Origin of the sequence: Enterococcus sp. DIV1089c, from assembly GCF_050530965.1 — a bacterium.
GTDB lineage: Bacteria > Bacillota > Bacilli > Lactobacillales > Enterococcaceae > Enterococcus_B > Enterococcus_B hirae.
Map to the genome: position 1 here is coordinate 2,667,501 of NZ_CP172888.1, position 24,180 is coordinate 2,691,680.

Below are 24,180 nucleotides of genomic sequence, written 5' to 3' on the forward strand. Positions count from 1 at the left end.
CTGGTGGTCTGGGCTGTTTCCCTTTCGACTATGGATCTTATCACTCACAGTCTGACTCCCGGATATGAATGAATGGCATTCGGAGTTTATCTGAATTCGGTAACCCGAGATGGGCCCCTAGTCCAAACAGTGCTCTACCTCCATCATTCTCAATTCCGAGGCTAGCCCTAAAGCTATTTCGGAGAGAACCAGCTATCTCCAAGTTCGTTTGGAATTTCTCCGCTACCCACACCTCATCCCCGCACTTTTCAACGTACGTGGGTTCGGTCCTCCAGTGCGTTTTACCGCACCTTCAACCTGGACATGGGTAGATCACATGGTTTCGGGTCTACGACTACATACTCAAACGCCCTATTCAGACTCGCTTTCGCTGCGGCTCCGTCTCTTCAACTTAACCTCGCATGCAATCGTAACTCGCCGGTTCATTCTACAAAAGGCACGCCATCACCCATTAACGGGCTTTGACTTGTTGTAGGCACACGGTTTCAGGTTCTATTTCACTCCCCTTCCGGGGTGCTTTTCACCTTTCCCTCACGGTACTGGTTCACTATCGGTCACTAGGGAGTATTTAGCCTTGGGAGATGGTCCTCCCGGATTCCGACGGAATTCCTCGTGTTCCGCCGTACTCAGGATCCTCCTAGGTGCCTTCCAAATTTCATCTACGGGGTTTTTACCCTCTTTGACTGACTTTTCCAAGTCATTCGACTATCTGAAAGAACTACCATATTGGAGTCCTACAACCCCAATGAGCAAGCTCATTGGTTTGGGCTTTTCCCGTTTCGCTCGCCGCTACTCAGGGAATCGAATTTTCTTTCTCTTCCTGCAGGTACTTAGATGTTTCAGTTCTCTGCGTCTACCTCGAATGCGCTATGTATTCACGCAAACGTAACATCCTATAAAAGATGCTGGGTTCCCCCATTCGGAAATCTCTGGATCATAGCTTACGTACAGCTCCCCAAAGCATATCGGTGTTAGTCCCGTCCTTCATCGGCTCCTAGTGCCAAGGCATCCACCGTGCGCCCTTATTCACTTAACCTTATCAACCTTGCGGTTGGGTTTTGATCTTTCTTCTAGCGATAGAAGTCCGATCAAGAAAATAAGCAATTGAACTTATTAAAAAACTCATTCAACGCGGTGTTCTCGGTTTGTATTACTAATTTACTTCAAATATCCAGTTTTCAATGAACAAAAATATATCTTTGAGAGTAAACCTCTCAAAACTGAACAAAGTATAAAACAAACAGTGTAGTCTCCGTAATATTCCTTAGAAAGGAGGTGATCCAGCCGCACCTTCCGATACGGCTACCTTGTTACGACTTCACCCCAATCATCTATCCCACCTTAGGCGGCTGGCTCCAAAAGGTTACCTCACCGACTTCGGGTGTTACAAACTCTCGTGGTGTGACGGGCGGTGTGTACAAGGCCCGGGAACGTATTCACCGCGGCGTGCTGATCCGCGATTACTAGCGATTCCGGCTTCATGTAGGCGAGTTGCAGCCTACAATCCGAACTGAGAGAAGCTTTAAGAGATTAGCTTAGCCTCGCGACTTTGCGACTCGTTGTACTTCCCATTGTAGCACGTGTGTAGCCCAGGTCATAAGGGGCATGATGATTTGACGTCATCCCCACCTTCCTCCGGTTTGTCACCGGCAGTCTTGCTAGAGTGCCCAACTAAATGATGGCAACTAACAATAAGGGTTGCGCTCGTTGCGGGACTTAACCCAACATCTCACGACACGAGCTGACGACAACCATGCACCACCTGTCACTTTGCCCCCGAAGGGGAAACTCTATCTCTAGAGTGGTCAAAGGATGTCAAGACCTGGTAAGGTTCTTCGCGTTGCTTCGAATTAAACCACATGCTCCACCGCTTGTGCGGGCCCCCGTCAATTCCTTTGAGTTTCAACCTTGCGGTCGTACTCCCCAGGCGGAGTGCTTAATGCGTTAGCTGCAGCACTGAAGGGCGGAAACCCTCCAACACTTAGCACTCATCGTTTACGGCGTGGACTACCAGGGTATCTAATCCTGTTTGCTCCCCACGCTTTCGAGCCTCAGCGTCAGTTACAGACCAGAGAGCCGCCTTCGCCACTGGTGTTCCTCCATATATCTACGCATTTCACCGCTACACATGGAATTCCACTCTCCTCTTCTGCACTCAAGTCTCCCAGTTTCCAATGACCCTCCCCGGTTGAGCCGGGGGCTTTCACATCAGACTTAAGAAACCGCCTGCGCTCGCTTTACGCCCAATAAATCCGGACAACGCTTGCCACCTACGTATTACCGCGGCTGCTGGCACGTAGTTAGCCGTGGCTTTCTGGTTAGATACCGTCAAGGGATGAACAGTTACTCTCATCCTTGTTCTTCTCTAACAACAGAGTTTTACGATCCGAAAACCTTCTTCACTCACGCGGCGTTGCTCGGTCAGACTTTCGTCCATTGCCGAAGATTCCCTACTGCTGCCTCCCGTAGGAGTTTGGGCCGTGTCTCAGTCCCAATGTGGCCGATCACCCTCTCAGGTCGGCTATGCATCGTCGCCTTGGTGAGCCGTTACCTCACCAACTAGCTAATGCACCGCGGGTCCATCCATCAGCGACACCCGAAAGCGCCTTTCAAATCAAAACCATGCGGTTTCGATTGTTATACGGTATTAGCACCTGTTTCCAAGTGTTATCCCCTTCTGATGGGCAGGTTACCCACGTGTTACTCACCCGTTCGCCACTCCTCTTTTTCCGGTGGAGCAAGCTCCGGTGGAAAAAGAAGCGTTCGACTTGCATGTATTAGGCACGCCGCCAGCGTTCGTCCTGAGCCAGGATCAAACTCTCATAAAAAGTTCGAACAATCTTACGATTGTTAAGCTCAATTGTTTGCTAGCATATTGCTTGCTTGTTAAAAATGTTTGTTGTCTTGAATCAATCAAGACGCCCTACACATTTGGTTTGTCTTTGCTTTGTTCAGTTTTCAAAGGTCTACTTGATTAAAAGCTAATCAGTTGAGATTGCCGTAGCAACTTTTATATCATATCAGAGCGACGTTTGTTTGTCAACTCTTTTTTAAAAGTTTTTTCGACTTCGTTTTTTAGAAGTGTTTCAGCAACTCATTTATCATAACTCATCGTTTGTTATTTGTCAACAACTTTTTTGAAGTTTTTTTCGATAGAATCAAGCTTCGTAAGCTATTGATTTTTTACGACTCAGTTATCTTATCATGGTGCGATCCCTCTGTCAACAGTTTATTTCAACTATTTTCACTAGCGATCTTTGCTCTTTCGAACAAATAATAATATACCAACAGCAAAAATAAAAGTCAATAAGAAAAAAGCTGTTTTATCAACATTTTTAGCGTAATCGATCGTTCTAATCCTATAAGTGAAAAACGTTCGCTTTTAACCAATTTTTCATTAATGATAGCCTTCTCAGCACTGTGATTGTTCAGTTTTCTATTTATGAGCCACTTCACTTAGCTCTTACCTTCTAAAATTTTCCTTAACAAAGTGTTGCTTTTATCTATTTAGACATTTTTTTGCTAGAATGAATAGTAAATAGTATCATTCTAACTCTGGAGGAACAATCTATGAAAATATTAATTGCTGATGATGATAAAGAAATTGTTGAATTACTAAGTATTTATGTTCACAATGAAGGATACGAAGCTGTTAAGGCTTATGATGGGAAAGAAGCATTATCAAAGATTCGAACGATACCTGATATTGAGTTATTGATTTTGGATATTATGATGCCTGAAATGGATGGCATGCAGGTCGTTAAAGAATTACGAAAGGAATCGCAAATACCGATTATCATGTTGACAGCAAAAACAACCGATATGGATAAAATTAAAGGGCTTGTTGCTGGTGCTGATGATTATGTTACAAAACCATTTAATCCTTTAGAAGTTATGGCACGCGTAAAATCTTTGCTTCGTCGAACAAAAATGCAAATCACACCGGATCAACCGGATATATTAGAAGTAAACTCTTTGATTATTAACAAAGATTCCCATGAAGTAAAAACAATTGATGGGAAAGAGATTCAGCTTACAGCATTAGAATTTGGGATTCTATACTTATTAGCAAGTCATCCTAATCGTGTGTTCAGTGCAGATGAAATCTTTGAGCGTGTATGGAAACAAGAAAGTATTGTTTCCGCAAAAACTGTTATGGTCCATGTTAGTCATTTGAGAGATAAGATCGAAGAAGCAACTGGTGGAGAAAAAGTCATTCAAACCGTTTGGGGAGTGGGCTATAAAATTGATGCAAGATAAAAAAAGAGGAACAGAAAAACGGCGACGAATCAATCTAACTTCTAAGGAAATCAGTGAGTTATTAGCAGAAGGTATTATCACCGTGATTCTCCTTCTACTATTAAATGTTGCGATTTTGGTTGTCCTTACTTCAATAATTAGTAGTTCCCCTTCATTGACTAATGCGATTTGGGATTCAAAAAATATTTTTGCTCAACGATTGAATAGTGATTTATTTTGGAACGGTCGAAATTTTCTGATTCCCCTTTTCTTTCTTTTAGATATCGGCGTATTATACTGGCGGTTGATCCGTCGCTACCGACAAATGCAACTACGTCATATTATTAGCGAGCTTCACTATATCGCTAATGGTAATTATGACCATCGAATCCCTTTTGAATTAACAGGTGATCTTAGTCGTGTAGTAACAAGCATTAATGGTTTAGTCGATAGTACAGTAGCTGCGATCGAAGATGAACGGAAAATTGAAAAATCAAAAGATGAATTGATTACTAATGTGAGTCACGATATCCGTACCCCTTTAACCTCTATTATTGGTTACTTAGGATTAATCGAAGATGGCCAGTATCAAACAAAAGAGGATCTTTTGAAGTATACCCATACAGCTTATATCAAAGCAAAACAAATGAAATTACTAGTGGATGATCTTTTTGAGTATACTAAAGTCAGACAACCAGCTGTTCCGGTCAATTTTTCGGCTTTTGATCTGATCCAGCTAATTGAACAACTAGCTGCTGATTTTGAATTAGAAGCATCAAAAAAACATATCCAAATCCTTGTATCATCACAGGTTCCATCATTAACTATGGATGGGGACACTGAAAAACTAGTTCGTGTCTTTAATAATTTACTGACGAATGCTTTAAAATACGGCAAAGGCGCTACAAAAATTGTCATTGAAGTCGAAAAAGTTGGCTCAGAAGTCGTTGCGACAGTAAAAAACAATGGAGCTATGATTCCTCGAGAATCAATCGATAATCTTTTTGACCGTTTTTACCGAGTAGAAGAGTCTCGTTCACAAGAAACCGGTGGGACGGGTTTAGGTTTAGCCATTGCTCAAAGTATCGTTGCTTTACATGGTGGTTATATTTATGCTAAATCTGATAAACACTGGACTTCATTCATCATGCATCTCCCAATAAAAAGAAATGAAAAATTACCAATCAAAAGTCAGGAACATATTGACGAAAATTAAAATATCCGATATTCTTATTACAATCATTTCTATATATCATATCTATATAGCACAGAACCCAGTACATTTTATTTTTTTCAAGAGAGCTGATGGATGGTGTAAATCAGCAAAAAATAAGTTGGAAGTTCCAGTTCTTTGATGTGTACCTTTCGAAATAAGAAAGGTCGGCAAAACAACCGTTATCTGTTAACAAGAGCAGCATATTTATATGTTGAACTCGGGTGGTACCGCGAATGTTAGACCGATTCGTCCCAAGATAATTGAGGATGGATTGGTCTTTTTTTATTATATTTAAGGAGGAATTGCAATGTTAGATGTAAAAATGATGCGTCAAAATTTTGATTATGTTCAAGAAAAATTAATGACTCGTGGGGTCAAAAAAGAAACCTTAGCTGAATTTATGGAATTAGATGAAAGTCGTCGAAAATTACTTGTTAAAACGGAAGAATTAAAAAAATATCGTAATGATGTTTCAGCAGAAATTGCGCAATTAAAACGGAACAAAGAAGATGCAACAGCTAAAATCAATGAAATGAAAGAAGTTGGGGGCAACATTAAAGCCCTTGATGAAGAAGTAGCGCAAGTAGATGAAAAGTTACATCAAATTGCGACTACCTTACCAAATTTACCAGATGATTCTGTACCTGTTGGAAAAGACGAAGAGGACAACGTGGAAGTTCGTCGTTGGAACACGCCTCGTAATTTTTCATTTGAACCGAAACCACATTGGGAAATCGCTGAAAACTTAGGTATCTTAGACTTTGAAAGAGGGGCAAAAGTTTCTGGAAGTCGTTTTGTTTACTATAAAGGATTAGGTGCTCGCTTAGAACGTGCCGTTTATAACTTTATGCTAGATCAACACATCTATGAACATGACTATACAGAAATGATTACTCCTTATATCGTAAATAGTCGGGCTATGTTCGGAACTGGGCAATTTCCTAAGTTTAAAGAAGATGTTTTCCAATTAGAAGATACAGATTTGACATTGATCCCAACAGCGGAAGTTCCATTAACAAACTATTACAACGATGAGATCTTAGATGGACAAGATTTACCGATTTATTTCACTGCTCTTAGTCCCGCATTTCGTTCGGAAGCAGGGAGTGCCGGCCGTGATACTCGAGGATTGATTCGTTTACACCAATTTAATAAAGTAGAAATGGTCAAATTCTCTGATGCAGAACATTCTTATGATGAGCTAGAAAAAATGACAGCCGATGCTGAAGATATTCTACAAAAATTACATTTACCTTACCGTGTAGTAGCATTATCTACTGGAGATATGGGCTTCTCTGCTGCCAAAACATATGACTTAGAAGTATGGATCCCTGCACAAGAAACATATCGTGAAATCAGCTCATGTTCAAACTGTGAAGATTTCCAAGCACGACGCGCAATGATCCGTTACCGTGATGCAGACGGAAAAATCCACTATGCTCATACACTGAATGGTTCAGGACTTGCAGTCGGCCGAACTGTCGCAGCAATTCTTGAAAACTACCAAAATGAAGATGGATCAGTGACTGTTCCAGAAGTATTAGTTCCTTACATGGGAAATTTAAAAGTAATCAAATAAATAGAGCTAGATCAAAAAGTGGACTGATAACACAATAAAAACTAGGCTCTTTGTCAAATAATGTTGATGGAGAGAAATCTTGCTATTACTTTAAATCATAAAAAGGATGACGCTAAAGTCTAGGACGGATAGAGATTCTATTCGTCCTAGACTTTTTTTCAAAAAACAACGAACCAGACAAAAATGCGGGTAGACTCCCTAAAACTTCTAATCTAAAATGTTAAAAGACAAATTCATCTGTCATATATTTGTTTGATCAAACGATCCACATCAAAGATACAGGTTTGAAATTAAATCAATCAATTAGATAGAACTATCGCATCCGCTGATAACAAAAAAACACCAAAGCTAGTAAGATTCTACTAACTTTGATGTTCATAAATCGAGCATTGTTACTTTAAATCTGGCATTCTGCTAGATTTCCCACTACTTTTATCTCTTTTTTATTAAGATTCTACTGAATAGTTAGGTGCTTCTTTTGTGATTTGGACATCATGTGGATGGGATTCTTTCAACCCATTGCCGCTCATTTGGATGAATTGTGCTTCGTCACGCAATTGTTTCAAGTTGCCTGCCCCAACATAACCCATACCAGATTTTAATCCACCGATCATTTGGAAGATAATATCCGCAACGCTTCCTTTGTAAGCCACACGTCCTTCGATTCCTTCTGGTACTAATTTATTCGCTTCATTGACGCTACCTTGGAAATAACGATCTTTTGAACCTTTTTCCATTGCGCCCAATGAACCCATACCACGATAAGTTTTAAAACGTCGTCCTTGGAAAATCTCAAATTCACCTGGAGATTCATCTGTACCGGCCAACATACTACCTAACATGACGGCATGTCCTCCAGCAGCTAATGCTTTGACGATATCACCTGAATATTTGATTCCGCCATCAGCAATAATTGCTTTGCCATATTGTCGTGCGACAGAAGCAGCATCATAAATCGCTGTTAATTGTGGTACACCTACACCGGCAACCACACGTGTTGTACAAATTGATCCTGGTCCGATACCGACTTTTACGACATCCACACCAGCATCATATAATGCTTTTGTTGCTTCCGCTGTCGCTACGTTACCGGCAATCAAAGTAGCATCTTTAAAGGTAGAACGAATTTCTTGGATTTTACGAATCACTCCAGCACTATGACCATGTGCTGTATCAATAACGATCGCATCTGCTCCTGCTTCCAACAAGGCACCTGCACGCTCAAATGTATCACTTGTAACACCGACAGCAGCAGCTACAAGTAGACGTCCATGTTCATCTTTGGCAGCGTTGGGAAATTCAATCACTTTTTCAATATCTTTGATTGTGATCAATCCACTTAAACAACCATCGTTGTCAACGATAGGTAATTTTTCAATTTTATGTTTTTGCAATATTTTTTCTGCGTCTTTTAGAGAAGTACCGACTGGGGCTGTTACTAAGTTTTCTTTGGTCATCACATCATTGATTTCCATATGATAATCAGTTACAAAGCGCATGTCACGGTTCGTAATAATACCAACAAGTTTTCTGTTTTCTAAAGTCTCAACGATCGGTACACCGCTAATTCGATATTTGCTCATCAATTCTTCTGCATCTGCTACAAGATGTTGCGGTGTTAAGAAAAATGGATCAATGATCACACCACTTTCAGAACGTTTGACTTTGCGCACTTCGTCTGCTTGTTGACTAATTGTCATATTTTTATGAATAACACCTAATCCACCTTGTCTAGCCATCGCAATAGCCATCTTACTATCAGTTACAGTGTCCATACTTGCACTGATGATCGGGATATTCAACTTAATATTTTTTGCTAATTGTACACTCATATCCACTTCGTTTGGTAACACGTGACTTTCTGCTGGTATCAGTAAGACATCATCGAAAGTAAACCCTTTTTTCGTGAACTTTGTTTCCCAGTTGGACATTTTTAGTACCACTCCTCTAGTTTTTAGTTTATCTATTAAAATAATCGATTTTTTCTATTAAGTCAACCGTCTTCCCATAATCCGCACTGTTTCTAAGAATATCCTTATTCTAAGCGCTTCCATCACAAGTCATATATAGTTAATAACGAGAAACTCTTTTAAGAGAAGCTACTAATTAAATTTACCAAGTTTCTCAAATTTTTGTTCTTTCTGTTTTAACCATTTCTCCATAAAAAATGAGAGACCACTATTCAAAACAAACAACTGTTTCAAATAATGATCCCTCATCATTGATATACATCGAATCGTACTTTAACGAATTATCTTCTAGGTACAGATAAACTTCCAACGATTCCATATTTTTTCTTCATGTAATAACGCAAAGCTAGTGCAGCAGCCCCAATAATGATGATAACTACTGGATCTAACAACGGATTCAGTACTGGAGGAAGAAGTGTGGTAGCGGAAAAGGCAACCACCCAGACCAACGTAGTTCCAGTTAAGATCAACAATGTTTTACCCATACCTGGTTTTTTACTACGATCTGCTCCCGGGTACTCATATTGATAAATGTATTTATACATCAGGTAAAATACCCAACCACCAACAGCTGATCCAAAGACCAAAGTTGTGATTCCATAAGCTGGCGTTGTTCCACGTGAAAACAATCCGGTAATAGCAATCATGATACTCAATAAACCTAATAACAGGAATGTATTGTCTAGCCACATCAATAGTGGTTTAGAATTTACCTTTGCTTCAACTGGTTTGTTGATAATTGCTTCAGTTCTTTCAGAGACAGTTCCAAATAATTGTCTGGCTGTTTTTCCACCTTTTTGTTCAGACACTAAGGTTGGAAGGATGTCATGAAGTGCTTTTACCTTTTCCTCTTCGGATAGATTAGCTGCTTCTAAAGATTTTTTTAAGTCAAAAATATATTGTTGGTTTCTTTTAGTTAATTTTTCTTCTAATTGATTGTTTTCTTTTACAATTTCACGTAATTGTTCTGATTCCATGATCTAAATAGTCCTCCTTAGCCGCTACTTTAACGGTTGTCACAAAAGACATTCTAACATACTATACGTATCGTTTGATAGCCCTTTTATACATTAAAACGGAATAACATAACGTCGCCATCTTGGACTACATAGTCTTTACCTTCTAGACGAACACGGCCAGCTTCTTTTGCAGCATGCATATTTCCATAATGATCTAGATCTTCAAAAGAAACTGTTTCCGCACGGATAAATCCACGCTCAAAGTCTGAATGGATAATCCCAGCTGCTTGAGGTGCTTTGATGCCTTTTTTAAATGTCCAAGCCCGAACTTCTTGTTCTCCTGCTGTAAAGTACGTAGCTAATCCTAGCAAATCATAAGCTGCACGAATTAATTGATCTAATCCAGACTCTTCAATTCCTAAAGCTTCTAAGAATTCTGCTTTATCTTCTTCGTCTAGTTCAGCAATTTCTTCCTCTGCACGTGCGCTGACTACGATAACTTCTGCATTTTCTTCGGCAGCAAAATTACGTACAGCTTGAACGTAGTGATTCGTATCGCTATCTGCTACTTCATCTTCTGCAACGTTTGCTACATATAAGATTGGTTTGGTAGTCAATAAAAACAATGATTTAACGATTTTTTGTTCTTCGTCTGTAAATTCGATAGAGCGAGCTGAACGTCCTTCTTCCAGGACTGGCTTGATTTTATCTAAAACAGCTAATTCAGCAACTGCATCTTTGTCTTTCGTTTTTGCGATTTTTGCTACTCGAGTATAGCGTTTAGTGATCGATTCCAGATCTGCCAATACTAATTCTAGATTGATCGTATCAATATCCGCTAATGGGTCCACTCGTCCTTCAACATGTGTGATGTTGTCATCATCGAAACAACGGACCACATGACAAATCGCATCAACTTGGCGGATATGACTTAGAAATTGATTTCCCAAGCCTTCCCCTTTACTTGCACCTTTAACGATTCCTGCAATATCCGTAAATTCAAATGTTGTTGGCACGGTTTTTTTAGGATGAACAAGTTCAGTTAAGCGTTGTAAACGCCAATCGGGAACTTCTACCATTCCTACATTCGGATCAATGGTTGCAAAAGGATAGTTTGCTGCTTCTGCTCCAGCTTTGGTGATTGCGTTAAATAAAGTTGATTTACCAACATTGGGTAATCCAACAATTCCAGCAGTTAATGCCATAGATTTATTCACTCTTTCTCTGCATTTTTTTCAAGTACTTTTTTTAATTTTTTCTCAAATTCTCGACGAGTCATCATAACGATGTGCCCGCAATTGACGCATTTAATTTTGATGTCCGCTCCCATGCGGATGATTTCCCAACGGTTAGTCTGACAAGCATGAGGTTTTTTCATTTCAACAATATCATGTAAGTCGTACATAAAAGTCCCCTCCTTTAGTCATTTCTCTTAAGAACGGTTCCCACGTATTTTTTGATATTCATATAGTGATCGTAAAAATTAAGGTTGATTGGTCTGAATTGAACGCTTCTTTCCTATTACTTATTCTTCATCGAATTGAATATTAAGGATATCAAGGATTCTTGTCAAATCATTTTGCGAAAGGTACTCAATTTCAATCTTTCCTTTACCGTCTTTTTCTTGGATAGCAACACTTGTACCAAACTTATCCATCAAGCGGTCTTCACTTTCACGTATATAATAAGGCTTTTCTTTTGCTAGTCGAGGGATTTTCTTTTTTTCTTTCCCATCGTTTTGATTTAATTGCGAAACAATTTGTTCCAACTGACGAACCGTTAGATTCTCCATAACTGCTCGATTCGCTAATTTTAGAATCAAACTTTTGTTTTTTAGACCTAATAAGGTACGAGCTTGTCCCATCGATAATCGTTGATCTTGGACCATCTCCTTCACTAAATCTGGTAACGTTAACAGACGGAGATAGTTTGCGATATATGGACGACTTTTACCTAAGCGTTTCGCTACTTCTGCTTGCGTAAGTTTAAGATTTTTCATCAGCATATCATAGGCTTCAGCTTCTTCTAATGGGTTCAAGTCTTCACGTTGCAAGTTTTCCAAAACAGCGACTTGCATCATTGCTTCTTCATCAAAGTCACGAACAATTGCAGGGATGGTCGCTTTTTCTGCTAACTTAGAAGCTCGGAAACGACGTTCACCAGCAATGATTTCATATCCTTTTACTGCCGAACGACGGACGATAATCGGTTGAAACACGCCTGATTGCTCAATGGAGTTTGCCAATTCTTGAAGCGAGACTTCTTCAAATGTTTTACGTGGTTGATAAGGGTTAGGGCGTAATTCGTTTAGTGGTAATTGTACAACTGTTTCATCTTCAACATCCACAGTTTCTAAATTCTCTAAATCTTGAAATAACGCATCGATCCCTCGTCCTAATCCTTTACTTTTCTTCACGGTTAACCACTTCCTTTGCCAATGCTTGGTAAACTTCAGCTCCTCTAGAACGTGGATCATAATCAATGATCGGCATTCCATGACTTGGTGCTTCTGAAAGACGAATATTTCTTGGAATAATCGTTTCATAGACCTTCTCACGGAAATACTTTCGAACTTCTTCCACGACTTCATTTCCTAAGTTCGTACGTGCATCATACATTGTAAGTAAGACGCCTTCAATCTCCAATTCTGGATTGAAATGCTTTTGAACTAAACGAACTGTATTGAGTAATTGACTCAATCCTTCTAATGCATAATATTCACATTGCACTGGGATCAGAATAGAATCGCTGGCTGTAAATGAATTAATAGTCAAATGACCTAATGAAGGTGGGCAATCAATCAAAATATAATCATATTGATCGTTCACTTCGGCTAAAGAACCTTTCAAGCGAGACTCTCTGGCCATCATTGAAGTTAATTCGATTTCTGCTCCTGCTAATTGAAGAGTGGCAGGCACAATACTCAAATTTTCATGTTCGGTAACAAGAGTTGCTTCGGCAATCGGTAGCTCATTGACTAAGACATCATAAATATCTTGAGTAACATCTGGTTTTCGAATACCGACACCACTTGTGGCATTGCCTTGTGCATCCATATCCACTAACAAGACTCTTTTACCAAGACTAGCTAAGCAAGCACCTAGGTTAACAGTGGTCGTCGTTTTACCTACGCCACCTTTTTGGTTTGCAACAGATATTATTTGTGCCATCTCTTCTCCTCCTACTTGATTGGTTGCTTATTTGGCATACCAGGTTTTCTTGGGTATTTTTTCGGGGTGACTTTCTTCTTTTGGATTACCAAAATATGTCGCTTGTCAGATATTTTCGGTAATTCTATCGCATCTTCTTTGATAAACTTTCCCCCTAAGATTGCGATCGCATGCTTGGCTTCTATTAGTTCTTCTTCGCTTTTTGCAGCTTTCAGCGCATAAAAGTATCCTTCTTGCTTCACTAGAGGCAAACATAGTTCTGCTAAAACATTCAATCTTGCTACAGCGCGAGCAGTCACTAAGTCAAATGAAGCTCGGAATTGAGGATTTTGACCAAATGTCTCGGCACGATCGTGGTGAAGTGCCGCTGTGATACCAAGTTCTTTTGTTAATTCCGTTAAGAAGTTGATTCGTTTATTCAGTGAATCAACGATCGTGATCTGTAAGTTAGGAAACGCAATTTTCAGTGGGATACTCGGAAAACCTGCGCCTGAACCTACGTCACAAAGTGAAAGAGGCTGAGAAAAGTCCACCTCAAAAGCTAACGTTAATGAATCATAGAAATGCTTCAAATAAACGTCATTTTTTTCCGTGATGGCTGTTAAATTCATTTTTTCGTTCCACTCAACTAACCACTGATAGTAACGTTCAAATTGACTCATTTGTTGATCAGATAAATGGATGTCTTTATCTGCCAATGCTTGACGAAATTCTTCTGGTGTCATAATTAATCCTTTCATTGTGAAACAGCAATTGTTTCACGAAATCTCTTTTTACTTTAACGCAAAATGAACCGAGTTGCAATCTTTCTACCGGTAAATTTATAGGAGGTTTTAAAAAATTAAAAAGGAAGCACTAGGAAGTACACATCCTTCTATATGTAAGTAATAAAAAAAATAAATGCCTTAACTAGGTTATCTCTAATTTTTAACGCTAGTTGATTTTTTATTCAAATTTAAACAAAAAATGAACACATATCAAATGTATGGGTTAAAAAAATCAGCTCGTCTTTGATTCTTACTTCAAAAACGAACTGTTTTTTTTTTATTGTATATACTTTTATTTATTATTTTGTCTCTAATTTTCTTCGCACAACATTGAGATAGTGCTGTAACCCAACGGTCATGACCCATGCAGCACCTAAACCAATAAAACTTCCGATAACGATTCCCAAAAAGCGATATTCGATCAAGGATATCAAGTATGCCCCACGAATGAGTGTCGATAACATCAGTGCCATCGGATTAAGAAAAATGTTGGCAACCGCATAATTTCTAGCAACCAAAAATTGTGAGATACCGTAAAGAAAAGTGATCAGAAAAATCGTTTGTAACTGAGTAAATGGTACAAAGGATAAAACAGCCGACACACATAAGCCCCCCATGGAACCAATCAAATATTGTACTTGCCGATGTTTCATTGCATCCAAATTCTCAGCTAAAAGAATAGAAGCACAAGAAAGAGTTAACCAGTAAGGATTGTGCAACTGCAATCCGTGACTAATATAGACGGAAAGAAATAAAGCAACACTGTAGAAAACAGAATCAATAATCACTAACGGTTCTTCTTGGAATCTCTCTTTTAAAGAGATTTGTTCAATGACTTGTTCTGGACGTGAATCAAGTAACTTGGTGATAACTGCAGCGATCAATGAAAACATGACCCCCATGAAAAAATAAAGAGAAACCATTGGCAAATGATCAATCGGTAACTGCATACTTGTTCCCATCGCCGAAAGCATCGCAAAAAATAAGCCACCTGGTTTTGAAATATGGAACAACCGCAAAATAAACCGGCTGACAAAAGCCACTACAGCTACAGCAAAAGGTTCCAACCATAAAACATAGGTTGATAACATTCCTAATACAAAGGCAAATAAAAGTCCACAACCAATGAAAAACATGCGCTTAATTAAATGTTTCATGGGTATATTTTGATAATAGAAAAAAGTAAAAATCCCTAATGAAGAAAAACTTGAAATCAAGAAATTCTGGTTTATGTATCCTAACCATAGTACGATAAAAATCAATAGCATAAGGTTCATGATACGAAATGGGTTATCTTGAATCTTATTAAAACGAAAATAAGTTTTGAACAACCAATCGCTCCTTTCTTCTATCTTTATTTAGATGTTGAGCCTCCAATGTTTCGCTCTCGTTTCTATCAACATCATTTAGTATAACAACAATTTCTTTATTTTTCATAAAAAATTAAGTGGGGGTTGAGACAAAAGTGTTTAACATCGAGAAATAAGAAAGAATTTCCAGAAATTGACAGAAAACACAAACACTAGTTTTTGCTGTTGATTGTTACCTACTTGATACTTCTCAAATTTTTGGCTCAGTCTATAAATAGGAGGAAATCGAGACTTTCGAGGTAATTTCCCATCAATTCTAGCTCAACCTACCCAATTGAATTGTGCCCTGAAAAAAGGAGATTTACGCCATCAAAAAATGGACAAAAAGCAAAATACTTCCTGTCCATTGATGGTGCTAAGATTTCTCTTTACTGGTATCGTTGCTAAAAAGACGAAAAAACTATCTTCTAGAGATTCCAACAGGAGTATCTAGCTCTAAGAAATAAGCCGGAGAATCAAAAAATAGTTCCTCCTATTTTTTGAAATCTTCGGCTTATTTTCCAATGTAGCTACTTCTGGAAAACCGTAAATCAGAGGTTTTCCACTTTCGCAATCTTCCCTTGTTCGATGTAGACCATCAAAATACTTAGATCAGCGGGGTTTACACCACTGATACGGCTAGCTTGAGCAATGGTTTCTGGTTGGATTTTTTGTAGTTTTTGTTTTGCTTCTGTAGCCAACCCATTGATTGCTGCGTAGTCGATATTTTCTGGTATTTTTTTGGCTTCCATTCGTTTTAATTTTTCTACTTTTTCAAGTGCTTTTTTAATGTATCCTTCGTACTTGATCTGAATTTCAACTTGTTCAATTTCTTTCGCTGTCAATGCTTCATTTTCCGGAATAAACAACATTAAATCGCTGTAGCTAATTTCAGGTCGCTTCAAAAAGTCACTCGCTAAAACCCCGTCTTTTAATGGCGCAGCATTGATAGTTGCCAAAAATGCTTGGACTTCTTCTGTCGGTTTGATCCGGACAGTCATCAAACGTTTAATTTCTGCTTCAACAGCAGCTTTCTTTTTCAGATAAGCTTGGTATTGGTCTTCTTTGACTAAACCTACTTGGTGTCCTATCTCCGTCAAACGTAGATCTGCATTGTCATGACGCAATAATAAACGATATTCAGCACGTGAAGTGAGCAAGCGATAAGGTTCATTGGTTCCTTTAGTCACTAGGTCATCAATCATAACACCAATATAACCGTCACTGCGTTTGATGATCAAAGGCTCTTTTCCTTGGACTTTGAGCGCTGCATTGATTCCAGCAATCAGCCCTTGGCCCGCTGCTTCTTCATAACCACTAGTCCCATTCGTTTGACCTGCAGTATAAAGGTTTTCGATGACTTTCGTTTCGAGCGTTGGACGTAATTGATGGGGTTCGACAACGTCATATTCGATCGCATATCCCGTACGCATCATTTCAACTTTTTCCAGTCCTGCGATAGAGTGTAGCATATCCACTTGGACATCTTCTGGTAATGAAGTCGATAATCCTTGAACGTATACTTCGTCCGTATGCAAGCCTTCTGGTTCTAAAAACAATTGATGTCTTGGTTTATCTGCAAAACGTACGATCTTATCTTCAATCGATGGACAATAGCGAGCGCCCACACCTTCAACGATTCCAGTAAACATCGGTGCACGATGCAAGTTATCACGTATGATTTTATGAGTCGTTTCACCGGTATAAGTCAACCAGCAAGATTCTTGTTCTAAGTTGTACGCACTATCTGGCGTGCTAAAACTAAAATGATTTGGTTCTTTATCGCCAGGTTGCTCTTCAGTCACTGAATAATCAATCGTACTTGATTTAACCCGAGGAGGTGTCCCTGTTTTGAAACGATCAATCGCAAAACCCAATTCTTTTAGATTATTAGCTAATCCAACAGAAGGTTGTGAATTATTGGGTCCAGATGAATACTTCAATTCTCCAATGATGATCTCGCCTCGTAAAGCTGTACCAGCAGTAATGACGACAGCTTTCGCTTGGTAGCAAGCACCAGTTGATGTCACCACACCTCGACAAACACCCTCTTCGACGATTAATTCTTCGACGATTCCTTGACGCAACGTCAAATTAGGTTCTTTTTCTATTGTGTGCTTCATTTCTGCGGAATAAGCATGCTTGTCTGCTTGCGCTCTTAAAGCACGCACAGCAGGCCCTTTTCCTGTGTTTAACATTCTCATTTGAATGTACGTTTTATCGATATTTTTACCCATTTCGCCACCAAGAGCATCGATTTCTCTCACTACGACACCTTTTGCTGGTCCTCCGACTGAAGGGTTACATGGCATGAACGCTACCATGTCTAGATTGATAGTTAGTAATAACGTTTTTGAGCCCATTCTGGCTGCAGCCAAAGCTGCTTCTGAACCAGCATGTCCTGCCCCTACAACGATGACGTCATAAGTATCTGCTTGATAATGATTCAAGTACATTTCCTCCTTTTATTTTCCTAAACAGAATTGACTGAATAATTGAGTGATTAATTCATCTTGTACACTGTCTCCAACGACTTCCCCTAAGTAGTCCCAACAGCGTGTCATATCGATTTGAACAAGATCTACAGGCATCCCTGCTTCAATCCCAGCAACTACTTCTGCTAATGAAATTGATGCTTTTTCAAGTAGAGCAATATGTCTGGTATTTGATACATACGTAGCATCTTTTTCACCGGTTTGCCCACCAAAGAATAAGTCAGCGATAGCTGTTTCTAATTGATCTAAACCATCATTTTTAGCCACAGAAACGGCAAACACCGGTTCATCTTCTAACCACTGATCAAGTTCTTCTTTTTCTAACTTTTGCGGCAAATCTGTTTTATTTAAAAGTACAATCCGTTTCAAACCCTTAGTGGCTTCTAAAAGCTGCTCGTCTTCTCTGGTCAGTGGCTCACTTTGATTCAAAACCAATAAAATCAAATCCGATTCAGATAATGCTTTTCGACTTCTTTCTACACCGATCTGTTCCACGAGATCTTCTGTTTCGCGGATTCCAGCTGTATCAATTAATTTCAATGGTACACCACGAACGTTCACGTATTCTTCGATGACATCTCGTGTCGTTCCAGCAATATCTGTTACAATTGCTTTTTCTTCTCGCAATAAGTGATTCAACAAGCTTGATTTTCCGACATTTGGACGACCAATGATAGCTGTACTTAATCCTTCACGCAAGACTTTTCCTTGTTTCGATGTAGCAAGTAAAGCTTGGATCCTTTGTTGGATCATCGTCGCTTTTTCAAGCAATAATCGTGTAGTCAATTCTTCCACATCATCGTATTCAGGATAATCGATATTGACTTCTACTTGTGCTAATGTTTCTAAGATCTCTTGTCTTAATGAACGAATCAACGAAGAAAGATTGCCATCTAATTGATTTAAAGCTAATCCCATTGCTTTGTCCGTTTTCGCCCGAATTAAATCCATCACGGCTTCTGCTTGAGAAAGATCTACACGACCATTTAAGAAAGCTCTTTTTGTAAATTCTCCAGGTTCAGCTAGTCTTGCTCCTTCTCGTAATAGCAGTTGTAAAATTTGATTTACGACTACGATCCCGCCATGACAATTGATTTCAACGACATCTTCACGAGTAAATGTTTTAGGTGCTAACATAACAGAAACCATCACTTCATCAATGATCTGTTCATTCTTCGGATCAGTAATATGCCCATAATGAATCGTATGACTAGGTACTTCCAATAAGCTTTTCTTGCCACAACGATAGACTTTATCTGCTAAAGCTACCGCTTGGTCTCCACTAAGTCGAACAATACTGATCGCTCCTTCTCCTGGTGGGGTAGAAATTGCAGCAATCGTATCAAATTCTAAAGTAATTTCAGCCATTTTTTCACTCCCTTTTTAATTTTACGCACAAAAAAAGTGCCCACTTCACCCTTTACAATAAATGGTGAACTTCGCACTTTGACTGCTTGTCCATGATTAAATTCTGAACATAGGTTATCATATTTAGTTACAAGACACAAGTATTGAAAATAGAGAACTCTGACAACTTCTTCTTTTTTACAATATCGTAAAAATTTTTTCATTTATACATTCATTCTGATTTGAGGATATTGTACATTCTTTTTATTTCATCCTTTGTATCGTCGCGTTCCTTTTCACGACTATTCAACATAAAAAATAGCCATTCAAAACAAATCGCTATCTCATCTCAGTTCTACAAAAAAACACACGAAGGCTAACCTCCATGTGCTTTTTCTATCAAAGTAAGACTACTTAAGCATCGTATACTCCGATAAGAATGATTTCTAATAAAATATACTTTGTTTAAAAAAGTTTGTCAATGTGATTCCTAAAAAGAACCACGCATATCAACCATTAAATTTTGTTTTTCTCAATATAACTGATCTTCTATGTATGATTGAATGAATTTTCAACTATAGGATAAAACGACATTTATTTTATCCCTATTCATGCAGGATTTACCTCTATCTTTCTAATCCAGAACTTGGTCTTTCCAATCCAGAGTTTGGTCTTTCTGCTTTTTTCTTTTTTGAAAATTTTTTAATTACAGTATTAATTCTTTTCTTAGCTTTAGGACTAACTTTAGTACTCAATTTTGATTCATTTTTATTTAAAGCAGCAAATTTTCTCAGGTATTCTTCACCCGTTAGTCTATTATGTAACTCTTTTTTTACATCTTCCTGATTTATAAGAAACTGTTTTGTATACACGTCTCCAACTTTTATTCCAGCTTCATTTACAACATCTATTAACAATTCTTTTTTTACTATTTTCATACTTGGCATCTCTTTCGCCAATTCTTTTTTATTTTTAAGAAAAAACGCGTAATTCTGATCAAGTAAATCACTATAACTCTGGTTCTTGACCTCACCTTTAGCAACTTTTAGCAGCATTTCATCCATACCCTCAATTTGTTTACATTGATCATACTCTTTGTCTTTAATAATTGCCTTAGTTTTATAACCTAGTGTATATTTGAATGCTAATCCTATATTTTTTACGCCACATGCCCCTGTCATTTGTGACCTTGCAACATAATTTTCAAACTTACATTCTGATGCATGATGATGAAGCTCTTTTAACGGAAATTCTGTTGTCTTATGAAAAAACAAATTATATTTATCTTGAAAAAAGCTTCCAAAGCTCACACCTTCTTTTCGGGACAAACTGAAAAAATCTCGCCATTTGGGAGCAAATCTTCCTATACGAATAGCTTTTGAAATGGCTTCTATGTTTTCTTTTGATTCTTCAAACTCATATACATAGATTGATTTTAATTGTTTGGTATCCAGATCTACCCACAATTTTTCTACTTCTGCGAAACTCTCTACAAATTCTGCTTTATCCTGCTTACTAACGCCTTTCCAAATGTTTAATTTCTCTTTATCGGAAAAATCATTCCAGTCTTCCCATTGATAAAACGACGCTATTTTATTTAAATGCTCAAGAGAAATTTTTCCATCAACATTTGGCGCTTCATTAGGTACAAGTTGACCTCCTTTATTACAAACGCGCACTTTAATTTTATCGTCTTCTTTTTGAATAAGCAGGCTGACACTATGACTATCGTCTATTCTTCGGTTATACACGATTGGTATAACTAAAAAACTATCCGGATCATTATTTACTAAGTCTTTCATGCATGGCTTAAAATATTTGTTATCATAACTACATCCTATACTACCGTTTAAAGAGTTTATTAAGTTCTTTCGTTCTCTACCATTTTCTGTAAACTGTTCAGGATTTTTTTCAACTACCTTTTTATACAAATACATATACTCTATAAGGTTATCATATTTTACTCCAACCTTATTATCCAGCATATTGGAAGTCCAATTCCATTTTTGATTAAAGACATGCGACATTTCCGCAATATACTTTTGTTCATTTTTTACATATTTTTCACGAGCTTTTTCGATATCTTTTATCATTTTTTTTCTTTTTTTCTCTTCCATTTTCCCCTTCCTTTTCCCCCAGTCGTATTCACAGTAACATAGATTATTTTGGAGAAAGAAACTTTTTTTTAGAAAACAGAGAAAAAAAGATTTCTTGCAAAACACAACAAAAATAAAGTAGCGAAAAAGTAATCAGTTTACTTTATCGCTACTCCATTGATTTAAACTTCTCTTATTTATCAAGCATTATTTCATTAACAAGCATTTGTTAATGAAGCAAACTCTTTTAGTGTTTATAATCGTTTTTTTACAGGTTCTACTACTAGATAACGATAAGGCTCGTCTCCTTCAGAATGAGTTTTCACATATTCATTCTTGCTTAATGCCGCATGGATTTGTTTTCTCTCAAATGCCGGCATTGGTTCTAAGAAGACTGGTTGACCGGATTTAATTGCTTTTTCGGCAGTACGATCTGCTAAGCGTTGAATGATTTCTTGTCTTTTTTCACGATAATTACCAACGTTTACTACTACAGATAGTTTATTTTTAGCAATACGGTGAATGAAAACTTGTGCTAAATACTGTAAAGCATTTAATGTTTTGCCGTGTTTGCCAATTAAAATCCCTTGTTTTTGTGTATCTAATTGAAAAACGACGGTATTTGCTTCGCGTGTCATTTTTACTAAAGCTGGCGCATCTAATTGCTTGGTAATATCCGTGAGATAGACTGCTAATTCCGTTAAAGCTGCTTCATCGCCTAATTCACTGGTTTCTACTTCTTCTGGTTGGTCTTCTGTGAAGACTTCAATGGTTTCAGTTTCTTCTATCGGTTTTTCTAAAGGTTCTTCTAAAACTTCTTCTACCGTTTCTTCAATTGCTTCTGAAACAGTTTCACTAATTGAAGGTTCGATCTTAAGACGAGCATTCTTACGCCCGATCCCCAGAAATCCTTTCTTACCTTCGTCTAGTATCTCAATTTCAACTTGCTCTTTATCCAATCCTAAATCGTTTAAACCAAGTTGGATTGCTTCATCAATTGTCGCAGCTTCATAAATCGGCATTAGCATTCCCTCCCTTATTTTTTACGTTTTTTCTTCGGACTCATGGCTTTTTTCAACGCACGTTCTTTTTCACGAATACGTTGAGCTTCTTCTTCTCGCTCTTTTCTAATCTTAAATGGATTATTGATTAGTAATGTTTGAACGACTTGGAAAGCATTAGATATTACCCAATATAATGAAAGACCACTTGCTAAGTTGACCCCCATAACTAAGATCATCACAGGCATCACAAAATTCATGATCTTCATTGATGCATTTGATTCAATTTGACTCATGCTACTTAAATACGTACTTGCAAAAGTAAATACCGCAGCAAGGATCGGTAAAATAAAGGTTGGATCTGCTGTTCCTAGATTTAACCATAAAAAGTTTCCTTGTTTTAATTCAGGCACACGTGAAATCGATTGCCATAACGCCATCAAAATCGGCATCTGTACTAACAACGGTAAACAACCAGCATATGGGTTCACATTATTTTCCGCATATAAACGTTGTTGCGCTTCACGTAACTTACTTTGTGTCTCAGGATCTTTTGAACTATATTCTTGTTGTAGTGCTTTTAATTTTGGTTGAAGTTCTTGGGTTTTTCGCATACTCTTTGTTTGAAAATGCATCAACGGCATCAAGATCACACGAATGATCAAAGTGAATAAAATAATCCCAATCCCTGCATTTCCAAATGACAATGCCTTGATCGCTTCTGCAAAATAATAAACGATGTAGCGATCCCAAATTCCTGTGCTTTGTGCACTTACTTCTCCAGTTCCACAACCGGATAAGACAACGACTAGACTGATAATGCCTGCCATCAAAAGTAAACGTTTGTATTTCTTCACTTACTCTTTTCCTCTCTATCGATTATTTTTGCAAGTTTTAAGACATGGACTAGATTGGAACGAATCTCATCGTAAGTTAGTCCCTTGACACTTGGTCTTGCAATCACGATAAAATCCAATTCCGGATCGATCTGTTCTTTTACAGAATAGACCGCCGCACGAATCTTACGTTTTACCTCATTGCGACATACTGCATTGCCCACTTTTTTACCTACTGAAAGCCCGACACGAAAATGTGGCTGGTCTTTTTTTTCTAAGCGGTAAACGACAAATTTACGATTAGCAAATGACGTTCCTGTATGGAATACGTTTTGAAACTCTCGTTCTTTTTTGACTCGATACGCTTTTCTCATTCGTTTTCTTTCCTTTTCTATCTTTCACTTACGTCCATAATCATAACATATTTCTCTTTATTCTTTCAGCTTTTCCCTAAAAAAGGGCATAAAAAAAACCACTGAAACCCCAGTGGCTTAAGCTGAAAGAACTTTTCTTCCTTTACGGCGACGGCTTGCTAAAACACGACGGCCATTTTTAGTACTCATACGTTTACGGAATCCGTGAACTTTTTGACGTTTACGTTTATTTGGTTGGTATGTTCTTTTCATGTATTCCACCTCCAAAATTTCTTATCTACTGTTAAAACACAGACATACTTTGATAGTATAACGACAATCAAGGTAATTTGTCAATATAAAATGAAAGGAAACTTCTGGATTTATGCATTCTATTTTTCCACAGTTTAGTTTTTTTCGTGTGATTCGTTTGTGGAAAAAGTTATACACAAGATTTATCCACAATTATTTTTTAGGGTTTTTTACACAGAATAAACACCTGTAAAAAAAATAATCCACAAACAGTCATTTATCTGTGAATTGAATGCTTAACTCCTTGATAATCAAAGATTTTTTATCCACAACCCACCTGGGATTTCTGTCTTTAAAACACACTTATCCACCTGTTGATTAGTGATGTGGATAAGTATTTTTCCTCGTTGTGATTTTTTTGTTTTTTTCTCTCTTAATTTTGTGGATAATCTCAAATAAAAAATTTTTTCTGCTCTTTCTGTGGAAAACTATATGAAAAAATGATAAATTAGTACTAGTTATTCACTTTTTAATGAAGGAGGAAGCCTTAT

At 37.9% G+C, this 24,180-nt stretch carries 18 protein-coding genes, 2 rRNA genes and 1 other annotated feature (1 of these 21 cut by a window edge); of the genes, 3 read left to right on the top strand and 17 right to left on the bottom strand.

Features of this window, described 5'->3' with window-relative positions; all coding sequences use genetic code 11:
• Both IGL30_RS12610 and IGL30_RS12615 read right to left on the bottom strand, forming a co-directional pair.
• A 23S ribosomal RNA gene (locus tag IGL30_RS12610) occupies window positions 1-1,036 on the bottom strand (it extends 1,878 nt beyond the left edge of the window).
• A gap of 232 nt (window positions 1,037-1,268) precedes the next feature.
• Window positions 1,269-2,828: ribosomal RNA gene (locus IGL30_RS12615) — 16S ribosomal RNA — on the bottom strand.
• The 16S and 23S rRNA genes sit together here, the layout of an rRNA operon.
• Before the next feature lie 742 nt (window positions 2,829-3,570).
• Between IGL30_RS12615 and IGL30_RS12620 the strand changes: the two genes are divergently transcribed.
• The 3 genes from IGL30_RS12620 to serS all read left to right on the top strand — a co-directional run bounded on the left by IGL30_RS12620 (window position 3,571) and on the right by serS (window position 7,034).
• Window positions 3,571-4,260 (top strand): response regulator transcription factor, encoded by a 690-nt coding sequence (locus IGL30_RS12620; RefSeq protein ID WP_010736768.1) that lies wholly within the window; start codon window positions 3,571-3,573, stop codon window positions 4,258-4,260.
• Window positions 4,247-5,455 carry a sensor histidine kinase gene (locus tag IGL30_RS12625; RefSeq protein ID WP_025480278.1) on the top strand — a complete coding sequence of 403 codons (1,209 nt, stop codon included), beginning with the start codon at window positions 4,247-4,249 and terminating at the stop codon, window positions 5,453-5,455. Before IGL30_RS12620 ends, IGL30_RS12625 begins: the two co-directional genes overlap by 14 nt.
• Before the next feature lie 44 nt (window positions 5,456-5,499).
• Window positions 5,500-5,712, top strand: a binding site (T-box leader).
• 50 nt (window positions 5,713-5,762) lie between these two features.
• Entirely contained in the window at window positions 5,763-7,034 is a 1,272-nt protein-coding gene (gene serS, locus IGL30_RS12630) for a serine--tRNA ligase (RefSeq protein WP_010736769.1), read from the top strand.
• A gap of 446 nt (window positions 7,035-7,480) precedes the next feature.
• Here serS and guaB read toward each other — a convergent pair whose 3' ends face one another.
• From guaB to rpmH, 15 genes are all read right to left on the bottom strand, one after another.
• Complete coding sequence (gene guaB / locus IGL30_RS12635; protein WP_010720519.1) at window positions 7,481-8,965, bottom strand: IMP dehydrogenase; 1,485 nt, start codon at window positions 8,963-8,965, stop codon at window positions 7,481-7,483.
• Window positions 8,966-9,285: 320 nt separating this feature from the next.
• Window positions 9,286-9,981, bottom strand: coding sequence for a DUF1129 domain-containing protein (locus tag IGL30_RS12640; protein WP_010720518.1), 696 nt, complete (start codon window positions 9,979-9,981; stop codon window positions 9,286-9,288).
• An 86-nt stretch (window positions 9,982-10,067) separates the two neighbouring features.
• Window positions 10,068-11,168 carry a redox-regulated ATPase YchF gene (ychF, locus tag IGL30_RS12645; protein ID WP_010720517.1) on the bottom strand — a complete coding sequence of 367 codons (1,101 nt, stop codon included), beginning with the start codon at window positions 11,166-11,168 and terminating at the stop codon, window positions 10,068-10,070.
• An 8-nt stretch (window positions 11,169-11,176) separates the two neighbouring features.
• Entirely contained in the window at window positions 11,177-11,368 is a 192-nt protein-coding gene (locus tag IGL30_RS12650) for a DUF951 domain-containing protein (RefSeq protein ID WP_010720516.1), read from the bottom strand.
• Between the two features lie 120 nt (window positions 11,369-11,488).
• Window positions 11,489-12,379, bottom strand: coding sequence for a ParB/RepB/Spo0J family partition protein (locus IGL30_RS12655; protein WP_010720515.1), 891 nt, complete (start codon window positions 12,377-12,379; stop codon window positions 11,489-11,491).
• Window positions 12,366-13,133, bottom strand: a complete 768-nt coding sequence (locus IGL30_RS12660) for a ParA family protein (protein WP_010736770.1) — start codon at window positions 13,131-13,133, stop codon at window positions 12,366-12,368. The genes IGL30_RS12655 and IGL30_RS12660 overlap by 14 nt, the downstream gene beginning before the upstream one ends.
• A gap of 11 nt (window positions 13,134-13,144) precedes the next feature.
• Window positions 13,145-13,858: a 16S rRNA (guanine(527)-N(7))-methyltransferase RsmG gene (gene rsmG, locus IGL30_RS12665; RefSeq protein ID WP_010720513.1), complete on the bottom strand. Its 714-nt coding sequence runs from the start codon at window positions 13,856-13,858 to the stop codon at window positions 13,145-13,147.
• A 341-nt stretch (window positions 13,859-14,199) separates the two neighbouring features.
• Window positions 14,200-15,231 carry an FUSC family protein gene (locus IGL30_RS12670; protein WP_088745646.1) on the bottom strand — a complete coding sequence of 344 codons (1,032 nt, stop codon included), beginning with the start codon at window positions 15,229-15,231 and terminating at the stop codon, window positions 14,200-14,202.
• A gap of 569 nt (window positions 15,232-15,800) precedes the next feature.
• Entirely contained in the window at window positions 15,801-17,699 is a 1,899-nt protein-coding gene (gene mnmG, locus IGL30_RS12675) for a tRNA uridine-5-carboxymethylaminomethyl(34) synthesis enzyme MnmG (protein WP_088745647.1), read from the bottom strand.
• Window positions 17,700-17,714: 15 nt separating this feature from the next.
• Window positions 17,715-19,112 (bottom strand): tRNA uridine-5-carboxymethylaminomethyl(34) synthesis GTPase MnmE, encoded by a 1,398-nt coding sequence (mnmE, locus tag IGL30_RS12680; RefSeq protein WP_088745648.1) that lies wholly within the window; start codon window positions 19,110-19,112, stop codon window positions 17,715-17,717.
• A gap of 605 nt (window positions 19,113-19,717) precedes the next feature.
• On the bottom strand, window positions 19,718-21,208 hold the full coding sequence (locus IGL30_RS12685; RefSeq protein WP_123874897.1) for a hypothetical protein: 1,491 nt from the start codon (window positions 21,206-21,208) through the stop codon (window positions 19,718-19,720).
• Window positions 21,209-21,441: 233 nt separating this feature from the next.
• Entirely contained in the window at window positions 21,442-22,209 is a 768-nt protein-coding gene (gene jag / locus IGL30_RS12690) for an RNA-binding cell elongation regulator Jag/EloR (protein WP_088745652.1), read from the bottom strand.
• 14 nt (window positions 22,210-22,223) lie between these two features.
• Entirely contained in the window at window positions 22,224-23,045 is an 822-nt protein-coding gene (locus IGL30_RS12695) for a YidC/Oxa1 family membrane protein insertase (RefSeq protein WP_010720506.1), read from the bottom strand.
• Window positions 23,042-23,398, bottom strand: a complete 357-nt coding sequence (rnpA, locus tag IGL30_RS12700) for a ribonuclease P protein component (RefSeq protein ID WP_010720505.1) — start codon at window positions 23,396-23,398, stop codon at window positions 23,042-23,044. The genes IGL30_RS12695 and rnpA overlap by 4 nt, the downstream gene beginning before the upstream one ends.
• Before the next feature lie 117 nt (window positions 23,399-23,515).
• Window positions 23,516-23,650 (bottom strand): 50S ribosomal protein L34, encoded by a 135-nt coding sequence (gene rpmH / locus IGL30_RS12705; protein WP_002293121.1) that lies wholly within the window; start codon window positions 23,648-23,650, stop codon window positions 23,516-23,518.
• Window positions 23,651-24,180: the final 530 nt, after the last annotated feature.

Coding starts and splice junctions, on each gene's coding strand:
- rsmG (WP_010720513.1), bottom strand. CDS start 13,858: ATGACACCAGAAGAATTTCGTCAAGCATTGGCAGATAAAGACATCCAT.
- IGL30_RS12685 (WP_123874897.1), bottom strand. CDS start 21,208: ATGGAAGAGAAAAAAAGAAAAAAAATGATAAAAGATATCGAAAAAGCT.
- rnpA (WP_010720505.1), bottom strand. CDS start 23,398: ATGAGAAAAGCGTATCGAGTCAAAAAAGAACGAGAGTTTCAAAACGTA.
- jag (WP_088745652.1), bottom strand. CDS start 22,209: ATGCCGATTTATGAAGCTGCGACAATTGATGAAGCAATCCAACTTGGT.
- IGL30_RS12660 (WP_010736770.1), bottom strand. CDS start 13,133: ATGGCACAAATAATATCTGTTGCAAACCAAAAAGGTGGCGTAGGTAAA.
- serS (WP_010736769.1), top strand. CDS start 5,763: ATGTTAGATGTAAAAATGATGCGTCAAAATTTTGATTATGTTCAAGAA.
- IGL30_RS12650 (WP_010720516.1), bottom strand. CDS start 11,368: ATGTACGACTTACATGATATTGTTGAAATGAAAAAACCTCATGCTTGT.
- IGL30_RS12640 (WP_010720518.1), bottom strand. CDS start 9,981: ATGGAATCAGAACAATTACGTGAAATTGTAAAAGAAAACAATCAATTA.
- ychF (WP_010720517.1), bottom strand. CDS start 11,168: ATGGCATTAACTGCTGGAATTGTTGGATTACCCAATGTTGGTAAATCA.
- IGL30_RS12620 (WP_010736768.1), top strand. CDS start 3,571: ATGAAAATATTAATTGCTGATGATGATAAAGAAATTGTTGAATTACTA.
- mnmE (WP_088745648.1), bottom strand. CDS start 19,112: ATGGCTGAAATTACTTTAGAATTTGATACGATTGCTGCAATTTCTACC.
- rpmH (WP_002293121.1), bottom strand. CDS start 23,650: ATGAAAAGAACATACCAACCAAATAAACGTAAACGTCAAAAAGTTCAC.
- guaB (WP_010720519.1), bottom strand. CDS start 8,965: ATGTCCAACTGGGAAACAAAGTTCACGAAAAAAGGGTTTACTTTCGAT.